Origin of the sequence: Amycolatopsis umgeniensis, from assembly GCF_014205155.1 — a bacterium.
Taxonomy (GTDB): domain Bacteria; phylum Actinomycetota; class Actinomycetes; order Mycobacteriales; family Pseudonocardiaceae; genus Amycolatopsis; species Amycolatopsis umgeniensis.
This window is the reverse complement of record NZ_JACHMX010000001.1, coordinates 7,469,227-7,494,035: the sequence shown is the minus strand read 5'-3', so window position 1 is coordinate 7,494,035 and position 24,809 is coordinate 7,469,227. Positions and strand designations below refer to the sequence as shown.

Genomic DNA, 24,809 nt, shown 5'->3' with positions numbered 1-24,809 from the left:
CGTCCTTCAGCTCCGCGGCCCGACCCACGCGGTGCCCCGACCACACGCGTCTCCCCAAGGGCGCCCCGCGCCCGACGGAGACTTCACCGTCGCGCGCCCTCTTTCGGGCCGAAGGCCCACGAAAACGCGATGAAGGGGCGCCCTCCGCACACAACGCGAGTTGCGTACGAAACGGCGCCCCTTCGGCGCGCTTTTCGTAAGCGCGCGACAGACTAGCTCTGCTCGGCGATGTGCTGCGCGACGGCGTCGGGCAGCGTGATGGTCAGCGGGGTGCGGACCGGCATCGGCGCGTCACCGCGGTCGACGATGGTGTGCCGCACGATCTCGCGCAGCACCGCGGGCGCCTGCGACGCCTGCGACTGCGGTCCGGCGATGACACCGCGGAGCATCCAGCGCGGGCCGTCGACCCCGACGAACCGCAGCGCGACGTCGCCGACGATCGCGGAGAGCTCCAGCCCCCACTCCCCCATGCCGACCGAGACCTTGGCGCCGTCGGCGCGCAGCTGCTCGGTGAGCTCGGTGCTGACGTCCTTCCACAGGCCGCCGGATCGGGGCGCCGCGTAGCCGCTGACGGTGATCTGGCCCTGTTCGGTGACGACGTGCACCGCGCGGACACCGCCGCTTTCGGGGTCCATCTCGACCTGGACCTGGGAACCGTCGGGCACCGGGACCTTGACCGAGCCGAGGTCGATCCTCGGGATGCCGTCCTCGGGGGCGTCGGCGAGGTCGAAGGGGCCGTCAGCGGTCTCCGACAGCTGCGGCTCGATCTCCTCGGCGCCGTCGTCCCCTGGGCGGTCCTCGACCTCGGGCGCGGCGTGCCGTCCGCTGGGCTTGGCCTCGCGCTTGCGTCCGAAAATCCCCACTAGTTCTCCGTTCCTTCCCTGGCTCCGGCTCCCAGTGTGGCGTGTCCGCCCGTGGAGCCATACCCTCCCTCGCCGCGCTCGGACGACTCGAGTTCGGCGACCTCGACGAACTCGGCCTGTTCGACCCGTTGCACGACCAGCTGCGCGATCCGGTCGCCGCGGGTGAGCACGACCTTCTCGGAGAGATCATGGTTGATCAGGCAGACGCGGATCTCACCGCGGTACCCGGAGTCGATCGTGCCCGGGGTGTTGACGACCGAGAGGCCGACACGGGCCGCCAGACCCGAACGTGGGTGGACGAAGCCCGCGTACCCGGGCGGGAGGGCGATCGCGACGCCCGTTCCGACGACGCCGCGTTCGCCGGGCGCGAGTACGAGATCCGAGGTGGTGACGAGGTCGGCGCCCGCGTCGCCGGGGCGCGCGTAGGCGGGGAGGGGGACCGAAGGATCGATCCGGGAAAGCAGTACCTGAACGGTGGACACGGGCGGCGAGACTACCCTGAACGCGTGGGTGAAAGCGTGAACACGGCCGAAGGCGGCGCCGTCAAGCATTCAGAGCGGCTCTACGTCCCGTGGTGGGGATGGCCGCTGCCGCTGCTGGGCGGCGGGCTGCTGGCGGCGGAGATCGACATGGGTTATCCCGGACTCCGCGGCTGGCTGCCGTACGTGGTGCTGATCCCCGCGGTGATCGCGCTGATGGTCTCGCTCGGCCGGTCTCGGGTCCGGGTGACCGGAGGGGCCGAGCCGGAGCTGTGGCTGCGCGACGCGCATCTGCCGCTGAAATTCGTCGGCGATGTCGACGTCATCGACAAGGAAGCGAAGCGGAAGGCGCTCGGCCGCGACGCCGATCCGGCGGCCTTCGTGCTGCACCGGGGCTGGGTCGGCCCGGTCGTGCGGGTCTGGCTCACCGACCCCGACGATCCGACGCCGTACTGGCTGTTCAGCACCCGGAACCCGGAGAAGGTGGCCGCGCTGCTCCGGCAGCCCGCCTCGAAGGCTTAGGCGACGGAAAGGGGGCCGGCCTCGCGGCCGGCCCCCTTATTCCTGTTCAGATCCCGAAACCCCTGTCGCGCCGTCCCCTGTGCCCGTAGGCTCAGGCGCAGTCGCGGCAGATGAGCCGTCCGCCACTCTCCTCCGCCAGCCTGCTGCGGTGATGCACCAGGAAGCAGACGGAGCAGGTGAACTCGTCGGCCTGCTTGGGCACGACCTTCACGGTCAGGTCCTCACCGGAAAGTCCGGAGAGGTCCGCGCCCGGCAGTTCGAAGTTTTCGGCGGTCGCGTCTTCGTCGACGTCCACGACGCCGGACTGGTTTTCGTTGCGCCTTGCCTTCAGCTCTTCCAACGAGTCTTCGGCCAGCTCGTCGGCTTCGCTGCGGCGCGGAGCGTCGTAGTCGGTCGCCATTGGTCCCTCACCCCTGCGATGCTTTCGATGTCAGATGGCCCGGACCCGCGAGCGCGCGGCTCGTGAGTCCTTCGTGCCGCTGGTTAACGTCCCAGCGCCCCTGTTTGTGCCCGGCTGGGCAGTGAGCGAGGTCTCTCTTTTGCGCCTCTTACTGCCGCCTGAGCCCGCGAAGGGTAGCTCACGCCGATACCGGCTCTGCAACGAGTCAGACATTGCTGCGATTACGTCACCCAACAGGGGGAACCCGGTATTGAGGACGCCTGTCGTCCGAATGGGTTGCCCCCACGTCGGGAACCTCACCCCGTGGGCCTGGCCGCTTGCCCGGAGTGGCCGTCGCGTGGTGCTATCCGGAGGCCCGCGCCGCTCAGCTTCGCCGCAACGCATAGGCTGAGCGGACACGATGGTGAGATAAAGCACCGTCCGGGGATCCGGGCTTTGGGGAAGGGACTGGCAGGTGGCGTCGGGGAACGGCATCGGGGACCGCGGGGCGAGGCCGTATCGCAAGCACAAGCCGCTGCCCGCGCTCATCGTGATCGGGGTGATGGCGCTCGGCGCGGTCATCGTCTGGGTGAATGTCGTCGCGAGCAAATCCGACATCGACGCCAGGGTCCGCTGCGATCCGCCGCCCGTCCCGCAGCAGGGTGTCACCTACACCCCGCTCGCGCACGACGGACTCGACGACCGGGCGCCGGTCCCGCCGGACAAGGTCGCCGTCCAGGTGCTCAACGGGTCCCAGGTCCGCGGTCAGGGCGGCATCGTCACCAACACGCTCCGGGAGCTCGGCTTTTCCCAGATCGTCGAGCCCGACGTCGATCCGGCCTACAAGAACGCGGAAGCCAAGTGCCGCGGCCAGATCCGCTTCGGCGAGAACGGCGCCGCGGCGGCCCGCACGCTGAGCCTGGTGGTCCCGTGCGCCGAACTGGTCAAGGACAACCGCAAGGACGCTTCGGTCACGCTCACCACCGGAACCCTGCTCGGCGACGTCCGCCCGAAGGCGGAGGCACGCAAGGTCCTCGACCAGCTCACGCAGTGGTCCAAGGCGCAGCAGGGCAGCGGCGGCGGCGAGCAGTCCGCGGGCGGCGGAGCCCCGGTCATCGACCAGGGCCTGCTGAAAGCCGCCCGCGAAGCACCCTGCTGAGCCCTTAGATCTCGCCCACGCCCGAGTCGATCAGCGCCTGACGCAACGGAGCCGCGATCGACGGCGCCACCGCGAAAGTCGCGTCCGGCCCCAGCTCGGCGTCTTCACCGGGCAGGGACACCAGAGCGCCCGCCTCGGCGGCGATGAGTGCCCCGGCCGCCCAGTCCCACTGCCCCAGGCCGTGTTCGACATAGGCGTCCAGCCAGCCCGCCGCGACCGCGCACAGGTCGAGCGAAGCGGCTCCGTTGCGCCGGATGTCGCGGACCCGGGTGGCCAGTCCGGCGACGAACCCGGCCTGCTTCGTGCGCCGCTCGACCTTGTAGGCGAAGCCGGTGCCCACGAGCGTCAGATCGAGCCGCTCCGGGGCGTTGACCGACAGCGGCCGCCCGTCGAGGAACGCGCCCTGCCCGCGTGCGGCGGTCCAGCGGCGCCCGCTGACCGGTTCCACGACGGCACCCGCCACCGACACCCCGCCGACCTGCGCGGCCACGGAGACGGCGAACCACGGCAACCCGTAGAGGAAGTTCACCGTCCCGTCGATCGGGTCGACCACCCAGGTCACCCCGTCGCCGGCGATCCCGCCGCCCTCCTCGCCGAGCACGGCGTCGTCGGGCCGCAGTTCGGCGAGCCGCGCGCGCACCAGCCGTTCCGACTCGTGGTCCACCGCGGTCACCACGTCGGTGTCGGCGGATTTGGTGTCCACCCGCACCTCGCGGCCCGCGTTCATCCCGGTCCAGGCCTCGTGGACCAGTTCGGCGGCCTCGCCCGCGACACGCTCGGCGACACTCTTCAGCAACGTCTCGTCAACTCCCACGTCCGCCATGTCACCACATCCGGTTAAAGTCTCCGAGGCAGGCTTCTGAATCGTGCGAGAAGGGACCACGTCCGTGGTGGAGGCGACCCGAGGTTTCGGTATCGACATCGGCGGCAGCGGGATCAAGGGCGCGCTGGTCGACTTGGCGGAGGGACAGCTGATCGGCGACCGGATCCGGTTCGACACGCCGAAGCCGTCGACCCCCGAGGCGGTGGCGGACGTCGTCGCGGAGATCACCGGCCAGGCGGGCTGGGACGGACCCGTCGGGGTCACGCTGCCCGCGGTGGTCAAGAAGGGCGTCGCGCACACCGCGGCCAACATCGACCGCAAGTGGATCGGCACCGACGCCGACGCCCTGTTCGCCAAGCGGCTCGGCCGCGGCGTGGACCAGGTCGCGATGCTCAACGACGCGGACGCCGCCGGAATGGCCGAGATCCGCTGGGGCGACCCGATCGCGAGGCGCGGCGTGACGGCGCTGCTGACCTTCGGCACCGGCATCGGCAGCGCGGTCTTCCAGGACGGCAAACTCGTGCCGAACACCGAGTTCGGCCACATCGAGGTCGACGGTTTCGACGCGGAGAAGAAGGCCGCGGCGTCGGTGAAGGACAACGAGGAACTGTCGTATCCCGAATGGGCGGAACGGGTGAACAGGTATCTCACCGTGCTGGAAAACCTGATCTGGCCGGATCTGTTCATCGTCGGCGGCGGGGTCAGCAAGAAGTCGCACAAATGGGTTCCGCTGCTGGACATCCGCACGCCGGTGATCGTCGCGTCCTTGCAGAACAACGCGGGCATCGTCGGCGCCGCGGCCGCCGCCGCGGAGGGCATCGAGCACTGACGCGCCCGTGCTGACATCCGTGCCGCGGATGTCACTTCGGCGGGTCGGACGGCGTGTCGCGCCCGCCGGGTGGTGATCCGCGCCGCGACGCTGTCACGTATCGTCGTTACAATGGAACACGGCCCACGGCGGCGGCACCCACGAGAACGAGGGAAACCGCAGGCCGAGGGGTGTTCCCCGAAGTTTGAGGCAGCCGAGACCATCACGCCTCGGCTCGTCATGATCGACCGCTGCGAAAGGGCGTAAGTGGCAGCCGCAAGAACCGCAACCCGAAGCGGGACGAAGACAGCGACCGCAACCGGCGAGCCGGCCGACGAGGCAGCCACCGGCGAGGCGAAGCCCGCTGCGCGCAAGACCGCCGCCAAGGCGGCAGGCGCGAAGAAGGCCCCGGCGAAGAAGGCTCCGGCCAAGAAACCCACCACCAAGGGCGCCAAGACCGAAGACGGCGAACCGGAAGACGGTCCCGGCGAGCTCGACGAAGCCGACCTCGAAACCCCGGATCTGTCCGACCTCGAAGAGGTCGAGGTGGACGTCGTCGACGCGACCGTCACCGAGGAGACGGAAGAGGACGCGGAGTCCGAGGAGGACGTCGAAGAGACGCCCGCCCGCGGTCGCCGCACCTCGACCGACAAGAACGCCGGAAAGACCTCCGACAACCCGGACTTCGTCTGGGACGAGGAAGAGTCCGAGGCGCTGCGCCAGGCCCGTAAGGACGCCGAGCTCACCGCTTCGGCCGACTCGGTCCGTGCGTACCTCAAGCAGATCGGCAAGGTCGCCCTGCTGAACGCCGAGGAGGAGGTGGAGCTCGCCAAGCGCATCGAGGCCGGGCTCTACGCCGCCGAACGCGTCCGCAACGCCGAGGAGGAGGGCGAGAAGCTCGTCACCCAGATGCGGCGCGACCTCAAGTGGATCGTGCGCGACGGTGAACGGGCGAAGAACCACCTCCTGGAGGCGAACCTCCGGCTCGTGGTCTCGCTGGCGAAGCGCTACACCGGCCGTGGCATGGCGTTCCTGGACCTGATCCAGGAAGGCAACCTCGGTCTGATCCGCGCGGTCGAGAAGTTCGACTACACCAAGGGCTACAAGTTCTCCACGTACGCCACCTGGTGGATCCGTCAGGCGATCACCCGCGCGATGGCCGACCAGGCCCGCACCATCCGTATCCCGGTGCACATGGTCGAGGTCATCAACAAACTCGGCCGTATACAGCGTGAGCTGTTGCAGGACCTCGGTCGCGAGCCCACCCCCGAAGAGCTCGCGAAGGAAATGGACATCTCCCCGGAGAAGGTCCTCGAGATCCAGCAGTACGCCCGCGAGCCGATCTCGCTCGACCAGACCATCGGCGACGAGGGCGACTCGCAGCTCGGTGACTTCATCGAAGACTCCGAGGCCGTCGTCGCTGTCGACGCGGTGTCGTTCACGCTGCTGCAGGACCAGCTCCAGTCGGTGCTGCAGACGCTGTCCGAACGTGAGGCGGGTGTGGTGCGGCTGCGGTTCGGCCTCACCGACGGCCAGCCGCGCACGCTCGACGAGATCGGCCAGGTGTACGGGGTGACCCGTGAGCGCATCCGGCAGATCGAGTCGAAGACGATGTCGAAGCTGCGTCACCCGTCGCGTTCGCAGGTGCTGCGCGACTACCTGGACTGATCCCAGACTCACGGAAGACCCCGTCACCGCATTCCGGTGACGGGGTCTTTCGCGTCCGGTGTCGAAAAGCGGCCCGCCCGTTCGACGCGTTTGTATGACGAACCCTCACGCGACCAAGAACCTCGACCGCTACGGATCCGCGGAGCTGCCGTGGAGCCGACCCCGCGACATCCTCACCGAGGACACGCCGACAGCCGACCTGACCTTCTTCGTGACGACCGTGCGCCCCGACGGGCGGCCGCACTCGGCGGGTGTCGGGGCGGTCTGGGTGGACGACGCGCTGTACTTCAAGGGCGGGCCGGACACCCGCCGGTCCCGCAACCTGGCGGTGAACCCGGCGTGCGCCGTTTCGGTGCGCCTGCGGGGAATCGACCTCACTTTGGAAGGCGAGGCGCACCGGGTCACCGACCCCGCGACCCTGGAGCGGGTGGCGGCGGTCTACCGGAAAGGCGGCTGGCCCGCGACGGTGGAGGGCGACGCGCTCACGGCTCCGTTCAGCGCGCCCAGCGCGGGGCCCCCGCCTTGGCATCTGTACCGCCTCACGCTGCACCGCGCCGTCGGCGTGGCGGGCGCCGAACCTCACGGCGCCACACGCTGGGACTTCACCCCGTGATCCCCGCTACGTCCGCCTGAACCCGTGTTTTACGTGATCAGCCACGGAACTCGCGTGATCAGAGCCGTGACTCGCGTGCTTGAACCCGGAACTCACGTGTTTGGAGGGCGAAGTCGAGTGCGGCAGCCAGTCACGCGAGTTCCGGGTCTGATCACGCGAGTTCCGGGTCTAAGCACGTGAGTTACGGGTTCAAGCACGTGAGTTCCGGTCAGGCGCGGCCGGTCAGCGTCGTCCACGGGACGTGCACGGTCACGCGCTCCCGGAGCTGCTCGTTCATCAGCCACAGCTCCCCCGTCGCCGGCCAGTACGACAGGTTCTGCGAGTTCACGGGCGCCTTCCCGCTCAGCCGCGACGTCGAGGTGCCGCCGACACCGCCGTGCAGGCACGACGGATGGTCGCCCGCGACCCCGGCGTACTCGGGGCAGGTACCGGTCATCACGAAGTATCCGTTGCGCGCCACCGTTCCCTGCATGCCCCACACCGGCGACACGAATCCTTCCTTCGCGTGCACGGTGCCGTCGGCCGACAGCTTCGGCAGGCCGGTCGCGCGGTCGAACGGCCAGCGCAGCACCCGGCTGCCCGCCGCCTTGGGCACGTGTTCCGAGGTCACGATCGAGCTGTCACTGTGGTCAAAGGACATCGTGGACAGACAAGGCCGCGGCCCGGTCGCGGTGGTGCACGTTCCGCCGCCGGGGTACCAGAACGCGCCGATCTGCGGCATCGCGTAGTCGTAGAACGCCGCGTGGTACTTGCCGTCCGGACCCTTCCCGACGACACCGGAGCTGTCGTCGACCTTCCAGAAGTGCGTCGTGTCGAAGACCCGCACCACGCCACCGGTGGTCGCGACGAACAGCCGGTTCCCGATCCAGGTCATCCCGTGCCCGTGTCCTTGCACGACGGCGAAGTTGTCGTCCGACGTCGGCTCGACGAGCAGGACGTGCCGGTATCCCAGTCCGGTCGCATCCACAAAGGACAGCCGGACCATGGTGTCGCCGGGGGTGTGCCAGGACGTCGCGACGACCCGTTTGCCGCCGACCTTCCCGGTCGCCGCGTCGGCGTCGCCGGAACCGGTCAGTCCCTGCGGGATCCAGTCGTTGGTCTTGTCGTCTCCTGCGTCCTCCCAGCAGAATCCCGCCGGTTTCAACGCCGCCGCGAGATACGTGCCGTGGCACAGCGGCCGCGCCTTCCGGTTGGCCGACGAAAGGATCTCCGGCAGACCGCGTGCGGGGAGCTTTTTCTCCAGCGCGGCGATCCGCGCGCCGTAGGTTTCGAAGGCCGAACCCGGCGTCCAGCGGTAGCCGTCGACCGTGGCCGCGTCCATCCTCGGGAAGGCGGCCGCGGCGGAGGCGGCCCCGGGGATGAGCGCGAACACCAGCAGAAGTGAAGCGAGTAGTCCCAGCCTCTTCATGCCCGCGAGCCTCCCGGCCGCGCGCATACTTTCGATACAAACCGCTTCAGGACACGGAAAGTCCGCGCTCGGCCAGGGATTCCTCGACCCGCAGCCGTTCGATCCCGCGGTCGAAACCCTCCGGCAACTCGTCCAGCCGATGGTCGACCTCGACCTCCCGGCAGGCCTGGACGAGCAGCGCGTCGTACGCCTGCCGGGTGCCGTACCGGCGGACGGCGGAGGCTCCGGACGGGAGTTCCGCCAGCAGCCGGTGCACGCGGCGGAGATCGGCGGCGAGTTTCTCGATGGGCGGTCCGGCCGGGGCCTCCGGTTCGCGGCGGCGGCGCCACCGGCGCAGCACGGTGGGTACTTTCAGCGCGCACCAGAAAAGAACCGACGGCGCCACGGCGACAACGGTGTACAGCGCGACCGGCCCGGTGGCCATGACTCATGGTAATCCCGCGCGGAGGGGCGGAGAACCCCGCGAATCCGGCTATATTCGCGACGTGCTGACCGAGAGCTACCGCTACCCGGACACCGGCGACCACGTCACCGGGATGTTCATCCGACGGTACGAGCCCTACGACGGCTACTGGACAGCCAGCGAGGACCGCGCTCTCGGGAAGGTCGCCGAGCAGCTCGCCGCGATCCTCGGCCCGCGCGGAAAGGTCAAGGCGCTCGACGCCGGCTGCGGTGAGGGCCGCCTCCTTCCCTGGCTGGCCGGGTTCTCCGCGGACATCACCGCCGCCGACCCAGACCCGGACAGGCTCGCGAAGGCGAGCGAGACCGTCGTCGAGGACACCGAGTTCTCCTTCACCGTCTCACCGATCACCGAACTGGGCGGCGGCCCTTACGACCTCGTGGTCTGCAGTCACGTCGTCCAGCACGTGCCGACGTCGGACGTCGCGCCGATCCTGCGGCGGCTGGCCGCGATCACCGCGCCCGGCGGTGTCCTGGTGCTGGCCCACAGCCGGTCGCCGATCGGGCAAGGCGCGTTCAGTCTCGACAGCGTCGAAGCCGGGTCCGAGGTCCGCTCCCGCCGCGTGTCGCGCGAAGAGTTCGACAAAGCGCTGCGTGACGGCGGTGGCCCGGCGCTTCCGGTGCGCTACCTCGATCCGGCGGAGGTCGCCGCCGACGCCGCCGAGGCGGGCTGGCGCACCGAGTGGGAGTGGACCTATCACGTCCTCGACGATCTCGGTCCCGCCGACGAGCACATCGACCGCGACGAACTGGTCAACGCCTCCGGCCCGCTGCGCCGTCACCTCGGCCGGGACCTGATCACCCTGCTGCGCCGCGCATGACCGCGGTCCTCCTCACCTTCGCCTGGGCGGTCCCGCTGTCCGAGAAGGAGGCGGAGAAGGTGCTGGACGGCGGCCGCGATCGCGGGCTGCTGGTCCACCTCGACGGGAAACTCGGCGAGGACTGGACCGCCGCGGAGAACTTCCTCACCAGCTACACCACTCCGCCGCTCCGTCGCGTGCTGCGGAAACGCACCGGCGGTTCCCGGCTGTCGATCCGCGTCGGCGGGGTCAGCCTGCCGTGTGAACTCGTCGTCACCTGGCATCCGTCCTATCACGCGATGACGCTCGTCCTCGCCACCACGATCACCGGACAGGCCGCGGACCGGCCCGCCGCCGAATTCGATCTCGCCATCGCCGTCCTGCAGAGCCTCCAGGGCCGCGAGACGGCGAACGGGGAGCACGGGCTGCACGGCGGCTACGGCGAGAAGTCCTTCCCCTCGCTGCTCAAGGCCGTCACTCACATCTTCGAGGATCTGACCAGGGGCTGCGGCCTGACCGAAGGACTCGGCCGCAAGGGCTGGTGCGTCGAACTGCGGTCCCACGACGGACATCCGCCCGCCCAGCGGGTCGCCGCCGACCCCCGGCCGTTCTACGGGATGGCGACCAGCGACGAGGGCTGGCGGTTCGTGCCCCGTGAGGTCGCCAGGGACGCGCTCGGCCCGTCTTGGGGCACGCGGTCCTTCGTCGCCGCGTACACGATGGCCGGCGGGATCGTCTGCCTCAACAGCAAGGATTCCGACTACGTCGAGCACCAGGACGAGCTGATGCGCGGGCCGTTCGGCGCGGCGGAACCGTACTTCGGCATCGACAGCGACATCGGCGGGCTCGACCACGGGATGCTCTTCATCCTCGAACGGGTCCTGATCCGGATGGCGCTGGCCGACCAGTGGCTGGCGTCGATCAGGAAGGGTGCGAGCCGGACCCGCCTGCTCAGAGGCTCACTCGACGACATCCTCGAGATGCTGCATTCGGTGCTCCCGCCCGAGGTCGATTCGCTCGAACGCCGCCTGGTCACCAGCATGGGCGTGGAGCGGATCATCGCCCAGCTCGACCGCCAGGCCGAGGCGATGGACGAGGAGACCAGGTACGCCTACGAGAACACGGTGAGCGCGCGGGTCACGCGGCTCACCGTGGTGACCGTCGTGCTGACGGTCGTCACCATCGTCCTCGGGGTCCTGCAGGTGCTCGTGTCACTCTGACCGGCGGCGCTGCTTGCGGGCGCGTTCGGAGAACAGCACCCCCACGCCCGCGGCCACCATCAGCGCGCTCGCCACGATGTGCATCCCCGGCGGGAGCAGGTGGAGCTGGACGAACCAGCTCGGGTTGCTGCTGCCCAGCAGCCGGTTGATCAGCCCGCCCCCGCCCTGCACCAGCAGGAGGATTCCCAGCAGCTCGATCATCGTCCCGCTCCTTCCTTGACCCTGTCGTCGTTCTTGGAGAGCTCCTGCCACAGCGGTCCGGTGGCGAACCAGATGGCCGTCACGACCCCCATCCTCGGCAGCCAGTCCCACAGCGGCGCCACCTGCTCGGTGTCACCGACCATGAAGATCAGCAGGAGCAGCACGCCCGAGGCGAGACCGCACGCCATCGCGCATTTGAACCAGTCACGCCATTCGGCGCGCAGCTTCGCCCGGCCCATCGGCTTGGGCGGCGGAGGCGGCCCGCCCGCGAACCGGTGGGCGAAGCGCACGTCGGCCCACTTGATCATCGAGTGCCCGAACACCACGCTGAAGCCCAGGTACACCGCGGCGAGGCCGTGCACGAAGTTCGCCGTGGCGCCGTTGCGCAGGTCGATGACCGTCGCGACCAGGACGACCAGGTCGATCACCGGGGTCAGGAGCAGCAGCACGACGCTGGTCCGCTTCAGCTTGAGCAGGTAGCGGGCCACCAGGCCGGCGACGATGGCGACCCAGAAGCCGATCTCCCCGCCGGCGACCACGGCCGCCATGGGGTTTTCCGCGATGAAGTCCCAGATCTTGTTCACGGACCGAGTCTCGCTCGTGCCAGGCGGGCCCCGCGTCGGCGAACGGACCGAGACCACCGTCATCAGTTAGTAGGACCCCGTCGCGCGGTCCGGTGTGCTGGGATGGACGGGTGCCCTCGCTAGTCCCGCGCCTGAATCACCTCGCCGAGTGGAAACAGGACCTCGCCATCGCCATCGGCACCTGGGTGCTGGGTGTCCTGGTCTACCTCAGCGGGATGCAGATCTTGCTGAACGGCCCGGACACGACGCCGCTGTGGGTCCGGGTGAGCGAGCTGACCGTCCTGTGCGGGCTGGAGATGCTGCGCCGCAAGGTCCCGCTGGCGGTGCTGTGCGCGCTGGCCGTGGTCAGCGTGGACATCTTGCTCGGTCCCTCGCTGCCGATCATCGTCGTCTTCACGGACTTCCTGTACGCGGCGACGCTCTACGGTTCGCGGCGCACCAGCAGACTGATGATCGGCGTCGCCGCGCTGGTGACGCTCGGGGTGATCTGTCTGGCGCTCCTTTTCACCGCGCAGTGGCGGAGCGCGGTGATCGTCGCGTTCGCCCTGCTGCCGTTCCTGATCACCCCGGTGTGGTGGGCGGCCAACGTGCGCCAGCAGCGGGACATCGCCGACAGCGAACGGGCGAACGCGGTGCAGCTGGCCACGATCGGCGAACTGGACCGGAAGGCCGCCGTGGCGGGGGAACGCTCGAAGATGGCGCGGGATCTGCACGACGTCGTCGCCGGACATCTTTCGGCGATCGCGATCCAGTCCGAGGCCGCGTTGTCGATGGCGACGGCCGACCCGCAACTGTCCAGGAAGGTCCTGGAATCGGTGCGGGAGAACAGTGTGAGCGCGCTGGACGAGATGCGCGCGATGATCGGGCTGCTGCGGGCGGATCCGTCCACGGGAAACCCCGAGATCGAGCCGACCGCGCCCGCCCGGCTGGCCGAACTGTCCAAACTGGTCGAATCGGCACGGGCGAGCGGGCTGGAGGTGGAGATCGTGTCCACGGTGGACCATCCTCCCGCACTGCCCGCCGCGGTCGATCTGACCGCGTACCGGATCGCGCAGGAGGCGCTCACCAACGCGGCCAAACACGCCGCGGGGGGCCGGGCCGTGCTCGACATCCGTGCCGACGGAGGCATACTCACCGTCGAAGTGCGCAACGATCTCCGTCCCGGCTCCGGCTCGGGTGACGACGGCGGGACCGGACTCGGCCTGCTGAACATGCGGGAACGCGCCGCCGCGGTGGGCGGCACTCTCGCCGCCGGGCCGTCCGGCGGTGGCTGGCTGGTCCGCGCCGAACTGCCTCTGGAGGGGTCTTGAGCGACGGGAACATCAAAGTGCTGGTCGCCGACGACCACGGCGCGATCCGTGCCGGGTTGATGATGATCCTCGGCAACGCCGAGGGCATCGAGGTGATCGGCGAGGCCGCGGACGGCGCCACCGCCGTCCGCCAGGCGAAGGCGCTGAAGCCGGACGTCGTGCTGATGGACGTCCGGATGCCCGGCGTCGACGGCATCGCGGCCACGCGGGAACTGACCGCGGAGGGGCTGTGCGAAGTCCTCGTGCTGACCACCTTCGACCTCGACGAGTACGTCCACGCCGCGCTGCGGGCAGGCGCGGCCGGGTTCCTGCTGAAATCGGTGGAGGCGTCGCGGCTGATCGAGGCGGTGAAGCTGGTCGCGGCGGGCGAGGGGGTGCTCGCCCCGCAGGTCACGCGGAAGCTGATCGCCGCTTTCGCCGCGGGGACCCGCGAACCTTCGCTCGTCCCCGACGGGCTCGACGACCTGACCGAACGCGAGCGCGAAGTCCTGGCGTGCCTGGGCGGCGGCCTGTCCAACGCGCAGATCGGCACGCGGCTGCACATCGGCGAGACCACGGTGAAAACGCACGTTTCGCGGGTGCTGACGAAACTGGAGCTGCGGTCGCGGGTGCAGGCGGCGATCCTCGCGCAGGAGAACGGCGTCGTCCTGGAGGGCTGAGGTCCGGGAGGGCTGAAGGGGCCCATCACCGCATGCGACGAGGCGAAGGGCGCTTTCACCGCGTCACATGCGGGTGAAAGTCCCCTTCAGCGGGGTGGCGCGACACCGCACTCGCGTGATCAGGCACGGAACTCACGTGATCAAGCGCGTATCTCGCGTGATTGGGGGCGGAACTCACGAGTACGGCCTCCAGTCACGTGAGTTCCGCCCCCAATCACGCGAGTGCGGTCCCTGATCACGCGAGTTACGCCTTCGCCCTGACCGCGAACCCGGCTCCCACCGATCTGCGAGGTGGGCGGCGATCTTCTAGCGTGACCCTTCATGCGGCGAACTCTGGACGTGGACGAAGTCCTGAAGCGACAGGACTCGGGTGAGCTGAAACGCCGCCTCAAAGGGCGCGACCTGATCGGCTTCGGGGTCGGCATCATCATCGGCACCGGGATCTTCACCCTCGCCGGGGTCGAGGCGAAAACCCACGCGGGCCCGTCGGTCACGCTGTCGTTCGTGCTCGGCGCGGTCGTCGCCGGGATGGCCGCCCTCTGCTACGCCGAGCTCGCCTCCAGCGTGCCGACGGCCGGAAGCGCCTACACCTACGCTTTCGCCACTCTCGGCGAGACTTTCGCCTGGATCATCGGCTGGGACCTGCTGCTCGAGTTCGCCCTCGGGGCGGCCGTCGTTTCGCGCGGCTGGTCCGGGTACCTCGCGAATCTGATGGGGCTCTCCCCCGACTGGTTCGGCGAGGACGCGAAAGTGAACATCGGCGCGGTCGCGATCATCGCCGTGCTGACCGTGATCGCCGTCATCGGGATCAAGGAATCGGCGCGGGTGACGAATCTGCTCGTACTGGTCAAGGTCGCGGTGTGCGTGCTGATCCTCGCGGTCGGCGTGTTCTACATCCGCGGCGAGAACCTCACGCCGTTCATCCCGTCCGCCCAGTCACCGACGGACTCGGCGGGGACGCTGCACCAGCCGATCGTGCAAGCCGCGCTCGGTCTCGAGCAATCCGTCTACGGCATCGCCGGGATGGTGACGGCCGCCGCGGTCGTCTTCTTCGCGTACACCGGTTTCGAGGCGCTCGCCAACCTCGGCGAGGAAACCGTGAACCCCAAACGCGATCTGCGGGTCGGCATCCTCGGCGCGCTCGGCGTCTGCGCCCTGCTCTACATCGGTGTCTCGCTGGTGTTGACCGGGATGGTGCCGTTCACCGAGATCGACACGGGCGCTCCGCTCGCCGACGCCTTCGACCGCGTCGGGCAGCATTGGGTGGGCGCGCTGATCTCGCTCGGCGCGGTCACCGGGCTGACGTCGGTGATGATGGTGGAACTGGTGACGATCGGCCGGATCGGGTTCGCGATGGGCCGCGACGGCCTGCTGCCGAAGAAGTTCGGCACGGCGCATCCGCGCTGGGGCACCCCGCACCGGATGACCATCGCCGGTGCCGTGCTGATCGCGGTGCTGGCCGCGTTCGTGCCGATCTCCGAACTCGCCGACATGGTCAGTATCGGCGCGCTGTCGGCGATGATCATCGTCGCGCTGGCCGTCCCGGTGCTGCGGAAGCGCCGCCCGGATCTGGAACGCCCGTTCACCGTGCCGTTTTCGCCCTACCTGCCGATCGTGGCGGCGCTGGCGTGCTTCTACCTGATGCTCAACCTGGACGTGATGACCTGGCTGCGGTTCGCCGCGTGGCTGGTGCTCGGCCTGCTGATCTACGTCCTCTACGGGCGCAAGCATTCCCGCTTCGCCGAGGGCGACGTCAGCTCCACAGACCGGCCGTCGTGATCGCGGTGACGGCGGCCTCGGTGTCGCCGTCGTCCACCACGACCAGCATCCGGTGCAGCGCGGCGGCCAGCCATTCCACCGGCTGGTCGTGCAACCCGTAATGGCCGTCCATAATGGACACCAAGGTTCCCTCGGCGCCGATCCGCATCCCGGCCGCCAGCACGTAATGCGCCTCGGCCGGGCGCCAGCGGGACGACCACAGCGGCGGGACGCCCGTGTCGAGATAGTCGAGCAGCGCTCGCACCGGGGTGTCGTGCGCGCCGAATTCGGCCGGGTCGACCTCCGCGATCACCGCGACCCTCGGCAGCTGCCAGAGCGCGGCCAGGAGCATGAACAACGGCTGTGGCGCCCGATTCCCGGTGGCGGGCACCGCGACGAGCCGTCCGCCCGACAACGTCCCGATCGCGCGCGCCAGGCCCTCCGGGGTGGTACCCGCCAAGGCGGCGACCTCGTCCTGCCCCGCGACGTCGAACCCCGCCGCGCGCAGGGCGGCCAGCGTCGCGAACGGACCGGCGAGCCCGTCCTTCTGCGGGAGTTCGGCGCGGGCGACGGCGACGAGGTGCTCGCCGCCGGGCAGCCAGCGGCGACCGGACAGACCGGTCCGGTCGCCGTCGATTCCGGAGGACATCAGTCTTCGAACGTCCACGACTGCATGATGAACGGGCCTTCGTTCGCCGCACCGGCCGAAGCGTAGGTCGCCAGCGCGGCGTCGTTGTCCGTTTCGACGCCGACCCACATCCCGCGGCAGCCGCGTTCCCGCGCGAGCCCGGCCAGCGCGTCGACCAGGTCACGGCCGATCCCACGCCGCTGGTAGTCCGGGCTGACGTCGAGTTCGTTGAGGAACATCTCGGTGCCCTTGTCCGGATGCGTCACCTCGGTGCCGGTGATCATGCCCGCGGGTTCGCCGTCCTCGTAGGCGATCAGGAGGTGGTTCTCCTCACCCGCGAGGAACTTCTCGGACGCCGTCCGTTGCGCGGGGCCGTCGAACAGGTGCTCGGCGGCGACGACCTCTTCGACGGTCCTGGCCCGCCGGATCTCGGCCACTGGTCCTCCTGATGGTGGTAGCGCCACAGGCTGGTCAGTATCCCTGTTCAGAGCGGCGCCGGGCCATCGTCTTTCCTCGGCGAGCGCAGCGCCACCCCGGCGACGACGGCCAGCGTGCCGAGGGCCTCGGGCAGGGCCGGGACCTGCCCGAGCCAGAGGAAGCCGATCACGCCCGCCGTGACCGGCAGCAACGCGAGCATCAGCGCGAACCGCGCCCGTCCCGCCCTGCGCAGCACCACCTGGTCGAGCGCGTACGGCACGACGGTCGCGAGGACGCCCACCCCGGCACCCAGCAGCAGGAGACGTGGCGAACCCCACACCACGCCGGCGCCGAACGCCAGCGGCGACAGCACCACCGTGCCGACGGCGAACCCGACGGCCAGCCCGTCGATCCCGTTCCCGCCGTCCGCGACCCTCTTCCCGAGCAGGATGTACCCGGCCCAGGCGGCCGCCGCGCCCAGCGCGAAGAGCACGCCGAGCAGGCTGCCTTCGAGCCGGACGTCCGCGATGGCGATCACTCCGGCCACCACGAGCAGCAGCGCGAAGACGTCGCGGCGGGTTCGCGAACCGAACGCCGCCACCACGACGGGCCCGGTGAACTCGAGGGCCACCGCGGTGCCGAGGGGCAACCGCGCGATCGCCTCGTAGAAGAGCACGTTCATCCCGGCGGTGACGATGCCGAAGGCGCCCGCGAGCAGGAACGCGCGCCCCGTCCACGCCGAGCGGGGCGGCCTGCGCCACGCCAGGAGGACCACAGCGGCCCCGAGACAGCGAAGCCATGCCACCCCCGCGGGGGAGGCGACCGAAAAGAGACCTACGGCGACGGCCGCACCGGCGTACATCGAAATTCCGCTGAGAACGAACAAGACCGGCGACGGCACGTCTGAGAGGCGGTTCCGGACGACTGCGATACCCACCCGCGCATGGTGCCTGACGTGGGAAAAGACCGTTCGACGGGGAGTCTTCTCCTACTTTGCGTGATTACGCTACGACATCCGAGGTAATTACCAGTGACAAATGAGACACCCGCACGGGAACACTTGCGGGCCGCCAAACGTCTGGAAGAGTGGAAGCACGAACACGGCGGGGCCGGGAACGAACGTTTCCGGCATCAGTGCCGAAGTGGTCGTAGCTGGATCGATGGCACCGGGTCACCGGTGCCGGGACGGAGGGAGACTCCAATGACTTCACCGACGCTCACCCGCCCCGAACTGACCGCTGCCGACCGATGCGACCGGTGTGGAGCTGCAGCCCAGGTTCGAGCCATTCTCAGCACCGGTGGCGAGTTGCTCTTCTGTGGTCACCACGCCCGCGCACACGAAACGAAGCTCAAAGAAATGTCCGCGGACATTCAGCGGTAGTCCACCAGTCCACGACCACCGGCGGCCGGCTACTCCCCAGGGAGAGAGCCGGCCGCCCTGTTTTTGGCCTATAAAAACATACATACAGCATGTATGTTAGTCATCATGACGACCAGCGCTCTCCTGGGCGAGACGCACGAGGTGGACCTCGGCGGCGCCCGTATCCGCTACCGCGACCGCGGCGAAGGCCCACCCGTGGTCTTCGTGCACGGACTGCTGACCAACGGCCTGCTCTGGCGCAAGGTGGCCCCCGCGGTCGCCGACGCGGGCTTCCGCTGCCTGACCCCGGACTGGCCGCTGGGCTCGCACGAGATCCCGGTCCCCGGCGCCGACCTGAGCCCGCCGGGGGTCGCCGCGCTCATCGCGCGGTTCCTCGAAGTGCTCGACCTGACCGACGTCACCGTGGTCGCGAACGACACCGGCGGCGCGCTCACGCAACTGCTCATGACCACGTCGCCGGAGCGGGTGAGCCGCGTCGTGCTGACGCCGTCGGACTCCTTCGAACGATTCCTGCCGCCGATGTTCGCGGCGCTGAGCCCGCTGGCGCGGATCCCCGGCGGTACCTGGTCGCTCGTGCAGGTGATGCGCTCCAAGGCGCTGCTGAAGGCCACGAACTTCGTCTGGGCGATCAAGCATCCGGTGCCCGGCCACATCCTCGACGCCTACCTGCTGCCCAGCAGGCGGAGCCCGGAGATCCGCGACGACCTGCGCCGCTTCATGGCGGGCATCGACAAGCGCTACACGCTGACAGCGGCCGAGCGGCTGCCCGCGTTCGAGAAGCCGGTGCTGCTGGTCTGGGCGCCCGAGGACCGGCACTTCCCGCTGTGGCTGGGCCGCAAGCTCGCGGATGTCCTGCCCGACGCCGAACTGAAGACGATCGAGGACTCGTACACCTTCGTGCCGGAGGACCAGCCGGAGCGGCTGAGCGGCATGGTGGTGGAATTCCTGCGTGCCCACGCCACGACGTAGCCAGACCGAACGATCGCAGACGACGCAGGCCGCGCTGATCACCGCGGCGCGGAAGTTGTTCGCCGACCCGGGCTACGCCGCCGTCCCCGCCGACGAGATCGTCCGCGAGGCAGGCGTCACCCGGGGCGCGCTGTACCACCACTTCGGGGACAAGCAGGGGCTGTTCCGCGCCGTGATCGAGCAGATCGAAACGGAGATCACCGAGGAGCTCCAGGACGTCCTGCGCTCGGCTGACGACCCGTGGGCGGCGGCGCTCGGCGCGCTGAGCCGCTTCCTCGACCTGTGCCTTCGGCCCGAGGTGGTGCGGATCTCGCTCACCGACGCCATCTCCGTCCTCGGCTGGCCGGAATGGCGCGAACTGGAGAACCGGTACGGACTGGGCCTGATCACGGAGATCCTGGAGTCCGTCGCCGCGGAGGGGCGGCTGGTCGCGGCGCCGATCCCGGAGCTGGCGCAATTGGTGCTGAGCGCCTGCGCGGAGGCCGCGCTGATGATCGCGCACGCCGAAGACCCCGAAGCGGCGAAGGAGAAGTCCCTCGCCGCTCTGGTGGCCCTGCTCTCCGGTCTCCTGCGGACCTAGACCGTGTCCAGGATCATCTCGAAGGCCGCCTCTGCCGCGCCCAGCAGCTTCACGTCCGCGCCGAGTGCCGAACTCACGATCTGAGTCCCGCCGACGGCGCGGCTGACGAGACTCCGCCGCCGGACCTCGGCCGCCACCGAGCGCACGACCGAATCGGGCAGCACGGTGAGCAGGTCGCCCAGCACGACCAGCTGCGGGCCGAGCAGGTTGACCACGTTCACCAGGCCCAGCGTCAGCCATTCCGCGAACTCGGAGAGCCGCTCCTCGGCCGCGTGCGGATCCCGGCCCAGTTCGCGCAGTTCGAACAGGATCGCGCCGCGCGGGGTGTCCTCGGGCAGATCGAGCGCGCGGCACAGGGCCGCCTCGCCGACCTCGGTCTCCCAGCAGCCGCTGGACCCGCAGTAGCAGGGACGGCCGCCGGGGCGGATCGCCATGTGCCCGATCTCGCCGACGTACCCGGAGCCGCCGCGCAGCGACGAGCCGTCCGCGATGATCCCTCCCCCGACACCGACGTCGGCGGAGACGTACACGGCGTCGGAGGAGCCCCGCGCGGCACCGCGCAGGTGTTCGGCGATGGCGCCGAGTTCGGCGTCGTTGCCGACCAGGACGGGAACGCGCAGCACACCGCCCAGCCGTTCCCCGAGCGCCACGTCGGTCCAGCGCAGGTTGGGCGCCTCGTGGACGTGCCCGTCCGCCCGGCGGACGACGCCGGGCACGGACACCCCCACGCCGATCGGCTGGACGCCGAGGTCGCCCGCCAGCATGGTGGTCGACTCGATCACGTGCGTGATCACCTCGTCGGCCTCCCGCATCCGGCCGCGGAGGTTCCAGCTGTTGCGCCCGAGGATCTGGCCACCGAACCCGACCAGCGCGATCGCCACGTGTTCGACCTGGAGGTCGACCGCGAGCACCACCGCCGCGTGCGGCTGCGGCAGGACCAGGAGCGAGGGGCGGCCCGCCCCTCGTCCCGGCCTCGGGACCCTCTCCTCGACGACGCCCGCTTCCGCGAGGCCGTCGACGAGGGTCTTGATGGTGCTGCGGTTGAGCCCCAGCTCGGTGGCCAGGGTCGCCCTGGTGCTCGGGCCGCTGACGTGCAGCAACCGGAGCAGGGTCGTGCGGTTGTGCCTGCGCACCTCGTCTGGTCGTGCAACGGGTGTGCTGGTCACGGACTTCATCATTCCATGCGGACTCAGCGCGGCGACGCAGCCGCGCGGCGCCGGGACAGCGCGTCCACCGTTGCCGCGAGCAGCAGCACCAGACCGGTGACGATGTTGACCACCGCCGCCGACTGCTTCAGCAGGCCCAGCGCGTTCTCGACGACCGCGAGGACGAGCCCACCGATCACCGCGTCGACGACCCGGCCCTTGCCGCCGAACAGCGACGTACCACCGATGACGGCGGCACCGACCGCGAACAGCAGCGTGTTGAGGCCACCGGCCTGCGGGTCGACCGAACCGACCTTCGACGAGTAGACGATCGCGCCGACCGCCGCCACCGCGGAGCAGATGACGAACACCGAAGCGCGGATCTTCTCGACGTTGATACCGGCGCGGCGGGCCGCCTCGCGGTTGCCACCGACGGCGTAGATGTGGCGGCCGTACTGCGTGCGGTTGAGCACGTAGGTGCCGAGCACCAGCAGCGTGAGCACGATCGGCACGACGTACGGGACACCCGAGATCACGATGTTCGGGTTGGGCGCGCGGTTCAGCGTCAGCAGGTACGTCGCGATCGCGGCGACCACGCCGATCGCGCCGACCTTGAACAGCACCATCGGTGTCGGCTGGGTGACCAGTCCGCGCTTGAGCCGCGAGAAGTGCTGACCGAGGCTCACCGCGGCGAAACCACCCGCGAAGACCAGGAAGAGGATCCAGCTGCCCAAAGTGGACAGATTGCCGTTGGCGACCTTGAACAGCACGTCCGAGGTGCTGATGCCGAGCGTGCCGCCCTCACCGATGAACTGGAGGATGACACCTTGCCAGGCGAGGAAGAGCGCCAGCGTCACGACGAACGACGGCATACCGATCTTGGAGACGAGGAAACCGGTGAGGACACCGATCGCGCCGCCGACGCTGATCGCGAGCACGATCTCGATCCACGGGTTGGCGGCCGTTCCCGACAGCACCAGCGCGATGGCGAGCACGGCGAACCCGACACCCGCCCAGATCCGCAGGATCACCCCGAGCAGACCGGCGATCGCGAGCACCACGAGGAACGTGATGAACACGCCGTTCCCCATACCGCCCAACAGGTTTCCGTTGCGCACGTAGTGCATCGCGAGGACGGCGGCGGTCACGCCGGACGCGGTGCCCGCGGACAGGTCGATCTCGCCGAGCAGCAGCACGAACACGATGCCCATCGCGATGATCGCCTTGCCGGCGCCCTGCGCCATCAGGTTCGCGATGTTGTTCATCGTCAGGAAGGTGTCCGACAGCGAGGCGAACACGATCACCAGTACGAGCAGGCCGAGCAGCGCGGGCAGCGAACCCAGCTGTCCCGCCTTGAGCCGGGAGAAGTAGTCGCCGATCGCCTCACCCGTTGACATCGATGTCGTGTCGATGCCGAAGTCCGTGATGGCCGCCGACGGGTTGAGCGCGGAGGCCGCCGACTTGCCCCCCTCCGGCGAGGCGGGCTTTGCAGGTGTCTCAGTCATTTCCGGTTCTTTCTCACTCACAGGACGGCGGCTTCGGGGCGGGCAAGGCCGAGGTCGCCGGAGCGGCCGGCGGTGATCAGTTCCACGACCTGGCCGTGGGTGACGTCCTTGGTGTGCACCTCGGCGACGAGACGGCCGAGGTAGAGCACCGCGATCCGGTCGGCGACCTCGAAGACGTCGGCCATGTTGTGGCTGATCAGCACCACTCCGAGGCCCTGTTCCGCGAGGCGGCGGACGAGGTCGAGCACCTGACGGGTCTGCGCGACACCGAGCGCGGCGGTCGGCTCGTCGAGCAGGACCACCTTCGAGTCCCACAGCACGGACTTGGCGATCGCGACGGTCTGCCGCTGCCCACCCGAGAGGGCCGAAACCGGTGTGCGGACGGACTTCACGGTGCGGACCGAAAGCGAGGCGAGGGTCTCGCGGGCGGCCTTCTCCATGCTGGCCTCGTCGAGCAGCCATTTGCTGCCGCGTTCCCGGCCGAGGAACATGTTCTGCACGATGTCGAGGTTCTCGGCGAGGGCGAGGTCCTGGTAGACGACCTCGATCCCCAGATCCGCGGCGTCACGCGGGCCGTGGATGTGCACCTGTTCGCCCTGGAACTTCACCGTGCCCGAGTCGTAGCCGTGGATGCCGGCGATCGACTTGACCAAAGTGGACTTGCCGGCACCGTTGTCGCCGACGAGCGCGGTGACCTCACCGGCGCGCACGTTGAAGTCCACGTCGTGGAGGACGTGGACCGGCCCGAAGCTCTTGTTCAGCTGCTTCAGTTCGAGGATGGGTTCGCTCATGGGGGTTTCTCGAATTCTCCCGGGTGGGAACCGGGCCGGGGCGCGCTGTCGGGAGTACGCCCCGGCCCGGTCGTCTGGATTTAACGGGTCAGGAGATACCGAGCTGCGTGCACGCCGCCGCCAGGTCGCCGCCGCAGATCTCGGCCGCCTTGACGTAGCCCTGCGTCACGACCTCCTTGACGCCTTCCTTGGTGGTCAGCTTCGGCTCGAGGAGCACGGACTTGACCTCGCGGTTGCCCTTCGGGTCCTTGGCCTTGCCGGTGGCCAGCGCGTCGGCGCCCGCCTTGTCGCCCTTGGCCAGCAGGACGGCGAGCTTCGCCGCGGCCTCGGCCTCTTCCTTGATGGGCTTGAAGACGGTCATGTACTGGTCGCCGCGCAGGATCGCCATGAGGCCGTCCGCGGTGGCGTCCTGGCCGGTGACCGGGACCTTGCCGTTGAGGCCGTTCTTCTTCAGCACGGTGATGACCGCGCCCGCGAGACCGTCGTTCGCGGCGACGACGCCGTCGACCTTGCCCTTGTTGTCGGTCAGGATCTGCTCGAAGGTCTGACCGCCCTTCTGGTTGTCCCAGTTGTCGATGGCCTGTTCGCGCACGAGCTTGAGGTCGTTGCTGGCGAACTTCGGCTGCAGGACCGACTTCTGGCCGTTGGCGAAGAGCGTCGCGTTGTTGTCCGTCGGGGCACCCTCGATCATGACGACCTCGGCGCCCTTCTTGTCCTTCAGCGCGTCGGCGAGGCCCTGGCCCTGGAGCTGGCCGACCTTCTCGTTGTCGAACGAGACGTAGTAGTCGGAGCTGCCGCCGAGGTTCAGGCGGTCGTAGTCGATCGTCGGGATGCCCGCGGCCTGCGCCTTCTTGGCCACCGCCGAACCGACCTCGCCGTTGATGGCGGCGATGATCAGGACCTTGACGTTCTGCGCGATCATGCCGTCGGCCAGCGTGGTGAACTTCTGGACGTCGCCCTGCGCGTTCTGGACGTCGGCGTCGAAGCCCGCGTCCTTGAGCGCCTTGGTCAGGAACGGCTTGTCGAAGGACTCCCAGCGCGCGGAGGTGGCCGTCTCCGGCAGGATGACGCCGACCTTGCCGCCGGCGGCGGCACCGCCCGGGGCGGGCGCGGACTGCGAGGAATTGCTGTTGCCCGAGTCCGCGGTGTTGGCGCCACAGGCGGAGAGCACCAGGCCGGCGCCCACCGTCGCGGCGAGGAGGGTAAGGGTTCTGCTGCGCATCCTCGTTCCTTCCGGATCTTGCTCGCGGGCGGCGATCCTGGCGGACCGGTCGCACCATCGCGCATATGTTGTGGGCGACAACATATGCCGCCGAACGGGTTTCGCGGAAGACGGCTGAATCGATTAAGCCTCATCAAATGGACACGGTTTGGCAACGTGGCCGTAGCAAGACGTACGAAGTCTAGGTCCGTTGACAGTGTGACCGCCACCACTCACTCAGGGTGAACGACGCAGCTGATCGCCCTGGAATTACTGGCGCGATCGCCGATGCCCCTGGACCCAACCAGCGGTTTCGCGTGACTGGCTGGACGACACGCGTGATTGGACGGACGACTCATGTGATTGGACGGACGACACGGTGTACGACCGGGTCCCGCGGTGAGTCGTCCGCCTGATCACGCGTGTCGTCCATCCGATCACGCGTGTCGTCCGACCGCCGCGGTAGGTACCTAGGGCGC

General features: G+C 69.3%; 28 protein-coding genes. 13 read left to right on the top strand and 15 right to left on the bottom strand.

All coding sequences use genetic code 11. The features are described 5' to 3' along the window. Positions 1–212: 212 nt before the first annotated feature. Both HDA45_RS34970 and dut read right to left on the bottom strand, forming a co-directional pair. On the bottom strand, positions 213–863 hold the full coding sequence (locus HDA45_RS34970) for a DUF3710 domain-containing protein (RefSeq protein ID WP_184902676.1): 651 nt from the start codon (positions 861–863) through the stop codon (positions 213–215). After that, positions 863–1,345, bottom strand: a complete 483-nt coding sequence (dut, locus tag HDA45_RS34965; protein ID WP_026467910.1) for a dUTP diphosphatase — start codon at positions 1,343–1,345, stop codon at positions 863–865. Before dut ends, HDA45_RS34970 begins: the two co-directional genes overlap by 1 nt. Positions 1,346–1,369: 24 nt before the next feature. On the opposite strand from dut, the gene HDA45_RS34960 reads away from it, so the two are divergent. Next, positions 1,370–1,864, top strand: a complete 495-nt coding sequence (locus HDA45_RS34960) for a DUF3093 family protein (RefSeq protein ID WP_184902674.1) — start codon at positions 1,370–1,372, stop codon at positions 1,862–1,864. Positions 1,865–1,955: 91 nt separating this feature from the next. Here HDA45_RS34960 and HDA45_RS34955 read toward each other — a convergent pair whose 3' ends face one another. Then, positions 1,956–2,264 (bottom strand): DUF4193 domain-containing protein, encoded by a 309-nt coding sequence (locus HDA45_RS34955; protein ID WP_005164528.1) that lies wholly within the window; start codon positions 2,262–2,264, stop codon positions 1,956–1,958. Positions 2,265–2,718: 454 nt separating this feature from the next. Between HDA45_RS34955 and cei the strand changes: the two genes are divergently transcribed. After that, on the top strand, positions 2,719–3,402 hold the full coding sequence (cei, locus tag HDA45_RS34950; protein ID WP_184902672.1) for an envelope integrity protein Cei: 684 nt from the start codon (positions 2,719–2,721) through the stop codon (positions 3,400–3,402). A gap of 4 nt (positions 3,403–3,406) precedes the next feature. On the opposite strand, the gene HDA45_RS34945 is transcribed toward cei, so the two are convergent. Next, positions 3,407–4,225 (bottom strand): inositol monophosphatase family protein, encoded by an 819-nt coding sequence (locus HDA45_RS34945; RefSeq protein ID WP_184902670.1) that lies wholly within the window; start codon positions 4,223–4,225, stop codon positions 3,407–3,409. A gap of 67 nt (positions 4,226–4,292) precedes the next feature. Between HDA45_RS34945 and ppgK the strand changes: the two genes are divergently transcribed. The 3 genes from ppgK to HDA45_RS34930 all read left to right on the top strand — a co-directional run bounded on the left by ppgK (position 4,293) and on the right by HDA45_RS34930 (position 7,314). Further along, positions 4,293–5,054 (top strand): polyphosphate--glucose phosphotransferase, encoded by a 762-nt coding sequence (ppgK, locus tag HDA45_RS34940; RefSeq protein WP_184906353.1) that lies wholly within the window; start codon positions 4,293–4,295, stop codon positions 5,052–5,054. A 246-nt stretch (positions 5,055–5,300) separates the two neighbouring features. Further along, positions 5,301–6,701, top strand: coding sequence for an RNA polymerase sigma factor (locus tag HDA45_RS34935; protein WP_184902668.1), 1,401 nt, complete (start codon positions 5,301–5,303; stop codon positions 6,699–6,701). Positions 6,702–6,795: 94 nt separating this feature from the next. Then, on the top strand, positions 6,796–7,314 hold the full coding sequence (locus tag HDA45_RS34930; RefSeq protein ID WP_184902666.1) for a pyridoxamine 5'-phosphate oxidase family protein: 519 nt from the start codon (positions 6,796–6,798) through the stop codon (positions 7,312–7,314). Positions 7,315–7,522: 208 nt separating this feature from the next. On the opposite strand, the gene HDA45_RS34925 is transcribed toward HDA45_RS34930, so the two are convergent. Further along, positions 7,523–8,722 carry a hypothetical protein gene (locus HDA45_RS34925; protein WP_246480890.1) on the bottom strand — a complete coding sequence of 400 codons (1,200 nt, stop codon included), beginning with the start codon at positions 8,720–8,722 and terminating at the stop codon, positions 7,523–7,525. Positions 8,723–8,768: 46 nt separating this feature from the next. Next, positions 8,769–9,146, bottom strand: a complete 378-nt coding sequence (locus HDA45_RS34920; RefSeq protein WP_184902662.1) for a hypothetical protein — start codon at positions 9,144–9,146, stop codon at positions 8,769–8,771. A gap of 61 nt (positions 9,147–9,207) precedes the next feature. Between HDA45_RS34920 and HDA45_RS34915 the strand changes: the two genes are divergently transcribed. Together HDA45_RS34915 and HDA45_RS34910 are read left to right on the top strand one after the other, a co-directional pair. Beyond that, positions 9,208–10,002 carry a methyltransferase domain-containing protein gene (locus HDA45_RS34915; protein ID WP_184902660.1) on the top strand — a complete coding sequence of 265 codons (795 nt, stop codon included), beginning with the start codon at positions 9,208–9,210 and terminating at the stop codon, positions 10,000–10,002. Continuing rightward, the gene (locus tag HDA45_RS34910; protein WP_184902658.1) at positions 9,999–11,201 is read left to right on the top strand and encodes a hypothetical protein; all 1,203 of its coding nucleotides are present in this window, start codon (positions 9,999–10,001) and stop codon (positions 11,199–11,201) included. The genes HDA45_RS34915 and HDA45_RS34910 overlap by 4 nt, the downstream gene beginning before the upstream one ends. Here the strand turns inward: HDA45_RS34910 and HDA45_RS34905 are convergent. Next, positions 11,193–11,402, bottom strand: coding sequence for a hypothetical protein (locus HDA45_RS34905; protein WP_184902656.1), 210 nt, complete (start codon positions 11,400–11,402; stop codon positions 11,193–11,195). The genes HDA45_RS34910 and HDA45_RS34905 overlap by 9 nt on opposite strands. Further along, the gene (locus HDA45_RS34900) at positions 11,399–11,986 is read right to left on the bottom strand and encodes a hypothetical protein (RefSeq protein WP_184902654.1); all 588 of its coding nucleotides are present in this window, start codon (positions 11,984–11,986) and stop codon (positions 11,399–11,401) included. The genes HDA45_RS34905 and HDA45_RS34900 overlap by 4 nt, the downstream gene beginning before the upstream one ends. 110 nt (positions 11,987–12,096) lie before the next feature. On the opposite strand from HDA45_RS34900, the gene HDA45_RS34895 reads away from it, so the two are divergent. The 3 genes from HDA45_RS34895 (at position 12,097) to HDA45_RS34885 (ending at position 15,734) form a co-directional block, all read left to right on the top strand. Then, complete coding sequence (locus tag HDA45_RS34895) at positions 12,097–13,296, top strand: histidine kinase (protein WP_184902653.1); 1,200 nt, start codon at positions 12,097–12,099, stop codon at positions 13,294–13,296. Next, on the top strand, positions 13,293–13,955 hold the full coding sequence (locus HDA45_RS34890) for a response regulator (protein WP_184902651.1): 663 nt from the start codon (positions 13,293–13,295) through the stop codon (positions 13,953–13,955). Before HDA45_RS34895 ends, HDA45_RS34890 begins: the two co-directional genes overlap by 4 nt. A 339-nt stretch (positions 13,956–14,294) precedes the next feature. Next, positions 14,295–15,734 carry an amino acid permease gene (locus HDA45_RS34885; protein WP_184906349.1) on the top strand — a complete coding sequence of 480 codons (1,440 nt, stop codon included), beginning with the start codon at positions 14,295–14,297 and terminating at the stop codon, positions 15,732–15,734. On the opposite strand, the gene HDA45_RS34880 is transcribed toward HDA45_RS34885, so the two are convergent. The 3 genes from HDA45_RS34880 to HDA45_RS34870 are packed head-to-tail and all read right to left on the bottom strand — an operon-like array spanning position 15,709 to position 17,620. Continuing rightward, the gene (locus HDA45_RS34880) at positions 15,709–16,362 is read right to left on the bottom strand and encodes a DUF6885 family protein (RefSeq protein WP_184906351.1); all 654 of its coding nucleotides are present in this window, start codon (positions 16,360–16,362) and stop codon (positions 15,709–15,711) included. The two genes, HDA45_RS34885 and HDA45_RS34880, sit on opposite strands and share 26 nt — an antisense overlap. Then, positions 16,362–16,778, bottom strand: a complete 417-nt coding sequence (locus tag HDA45_RS34875) for a GNAT family N-acetyltransferase (RefSeq protein ID WP_184902649.1) — start codon at positions 16,776–16,778, stop codon at positions 16,362–16,364. Before HDA45_RS34875 ends, HDA45_RS34880 begins: the two co-directional genes overlap by 1 nt. Before the next feature lie 47 nt (positions 16,779–16,825). After that, entirely contained in the window at positions 16,826–17,620 is a 795-nt protein-coding gene (locus HDA45_RS34870) for an EamA family transporter (protein WP_184906347.1), read from the bottom strand. A gap of 339 nt (positions 17,621–17,959) precedes the next feature. Here HDA45_RS34870 and HDA45_RS42590 point away from each other — a divergent pair, with 339 nt between their 5' ends. The 3 genes from HDA45_RS42590 to HDA45_RS34860 all read left to right on the top strand — a co-directional run bounded on the left by HDA45_RS42590 (position 17,960) and on the right by HDA45_RS34860 (position 19,688). Continuing rightward, positions 17,960–18,139: a DUF7455 domain-containing protein gene (locus tag HDA45_RS42590; protein ID WP_016332937.1), complete on the top strand. Its 180-nt coding sequence runs from the start codon at positions 17,960–17,962 to the stop codon at positions 18,137–18,139. Between the two features lie 105 nt (positions 18,140–18,244). Further along, a complete protein-coding gene (locus HDA45_RS34865; protein WP_184902647.1) occupies positions 18,245–19,108 on the top strand; it encodes an alpha/beta fold hydrolase in 864 nt (287 codons plus the stop codon). Then, positions 19,089–19,688: a TetR family transcriptional regulator gene (locus tag HDA45_RS34860; protein WP_184902645.1), complete on the top strand. Its 600-nt coding sequence runs from the start codon at positions 19,089–19,091 to the stop codon at positions 19,686–19,688. Before HDA45_RS34865 ends, HDA45_RS34860 begins: the two co-directional genes overlap by 20 nt. On the opposite strand, the gene HDA45_RS34855 is transcribed toward HDA45_RS34860, so the two are convergent. From HDA45_RS34855 to HDA45_RS34840, 4 genes are all read right to left on the bottom strand, one after another. After that, positions 19,685–20,866: an ROK family transcriptional regulator gene (locus tag HDA45_RS34855; RefSeq protein WP_184902643.1), complete on the bottom strand. Its 1,182-nt coding sequence runs from the start codon at positions 20,864–20,866 to the stop codon at positions 19,685–19,687. The two genes, HDA45_RS34860 and HDA45_RS34855, sit on opposite strands and share 4 nt — an antisense overlap. 11 nt (positions 20,867–20,877) lie before the next feature. Beyond that, positions 20,878–22,338 carry a sugar ABC transporter permease gene (locus tag HDA45_RS34850; protein ID WP_184902641.1) on the bottom strand — a complete coding sequence of 487 codons (1,461 nt, stop codon included), beginning with the start codon at positions 22,336–22,338 and terminating at the stop codon, positions 20,878–20,880. 17 nt (positions 22,339–22,355) lie between these two features. Then, on the bottom strand, positions 22,356–23,129 hold the full coding sequence (locus tag HDA45_RS34845; protein ID WP_101606586.1) for an ATP-binding cassette domain-containing protein: 774 nt from the start codon (positions 23,127–23,129) through the stop codon (positions 22,356–22,358). A gap of 88 nt (positions 23,130–23,217) precedes the next feature. Continuing rightward, the gene (locus HDA45_RS34840) at positions 23,218–24,351 is read right to left on the bottom strand and encodes a sugar ABC transporter substrate-binding protein (protein ID WP_184902639.1); all 1,134 of its coding nucleotides are present in this window, start codon (positions 24,349–24,351) and stop codon (positions 23,218–23,220) included. Positions 24,352–24,809: the final 458 nt, after the last annotated feature.

What these genes read in the sequence shown, in the direction of transcription:
- HDA45_RS34880 (WP_184906351.1), bottom strand. Translation starts at nt 16,362, where the DNA reads ATGTCCTCCGGAATCGACGGCGACCGGACCGGTCTGTCCGGTCGCCGC.
- HDA45_RS34905 (WP_184902656.1), bottom strand. Translation starts at nt 11,402, where the DNA reads ATGATCGAGCTGCTGGGAATCCTCCTGCTGGTGCAGGGCGGGGGCGGG.
- HDA45_RS34955 (WP_005164528.1), bottom strand. Translation starts at nt 2,264, where the DNA reads ATGGCGACCGACTACGACGCTCCGCGCCGCAGCGAAGCCGACGAGCTG.
- HDA45_RS34850 (WP_184902641.1), bottom strand. Translation starts at nt 22,338, where the DNA reads ATGACTGAGACACCTGCAAAGCCCGCCTCGCCGGAGGGGGGCAAGTCG.
- HDA45_RS34920 (WP_184902662.1), bottom strand. Translation starts at nt 9,146, where the DNA reads ATGGCCACCGGGCCGGTCGCGCTGTACACCGTTGTCGCCGTGGCGCCG.
- HDA45_RS34870 (WP_184906347.1), bottom strand. Translation starts at nt 17,620, where the DNA reads ATGTACGCCGGTGCGGCCGTCGCCGTAGGTCTCTTTTCGGTCGCCTCC.
- HDA45_RS34925 (WP_246480890.1), bottom strand. Translation starts at nt 8,722, where the DNA reads ATGAAGAGGCTGGGACTACTCGCTTCACTTCTGCTGGTGTTCGCGCTC.
- HDA45_RS34865 (WP_184902647.1), top strand. Translation starts at nt 18,245, where the DNA reads ATGACGACCAGCGCTCTCCTGGGCGAGACGCACGAGGTGGACCTCGGC.
- HDA45_RS34910 (WP_184902658.1), top strand. Translation starts at nt 9,999, where the DNA reads ATGACCGCGGTCCTCCTCACCTTCGCCTGGGCGGTCCCGCTGTCCGAG.
- HDA45_RS34855 (WP_184902643.1), bottom strand. Translation starts at nt 20,866, where the DNA reads ATGATGAAGTCCGTGACCAGCACACCCGTTGCACGACCAGACGAGGTG.
- HDA45_RS34845 (WP_101606586.1), bottom strand. Translation starts at nt 23,129, where the DNA reads ATGAGCGAACCCATCCTCGAACTGAAGCAGCTGAACAAGAGCTTCGGG.
- HDA45_RS34945 (WP_184902670.1), bottom strand. Translation starts at nt 4,225, where the DNA reads ATGGCGGACGTGGGAGTTGACGAGACGTTGCTGAAGAGTGTCGCCGAG.
- HDA45_RS34930 (WP_184902666.1), top strand. Translation starts at nt 6,796, where the DNA reads ATGACGAACCCTCACGCGACCAAGAACCTCGACCGCTACGGATCCGCG.
- HDA45_RS34840 (WP_184902639.1), bottom strand. Translation starts at nt 24,351, where the DNA reads ATGCGCAGCAGAACCCTTACCCTCCTCGCCGCGACGGTGGGCGCCGGC.
- HDA45_RS42590 (WP_016332937.1), top strand. Translation starts at nt 17,960, where the DNA reads ATGACTTCACCGACGCTCACCCGCCCCGAACTGACCGCTGCCGACCGA.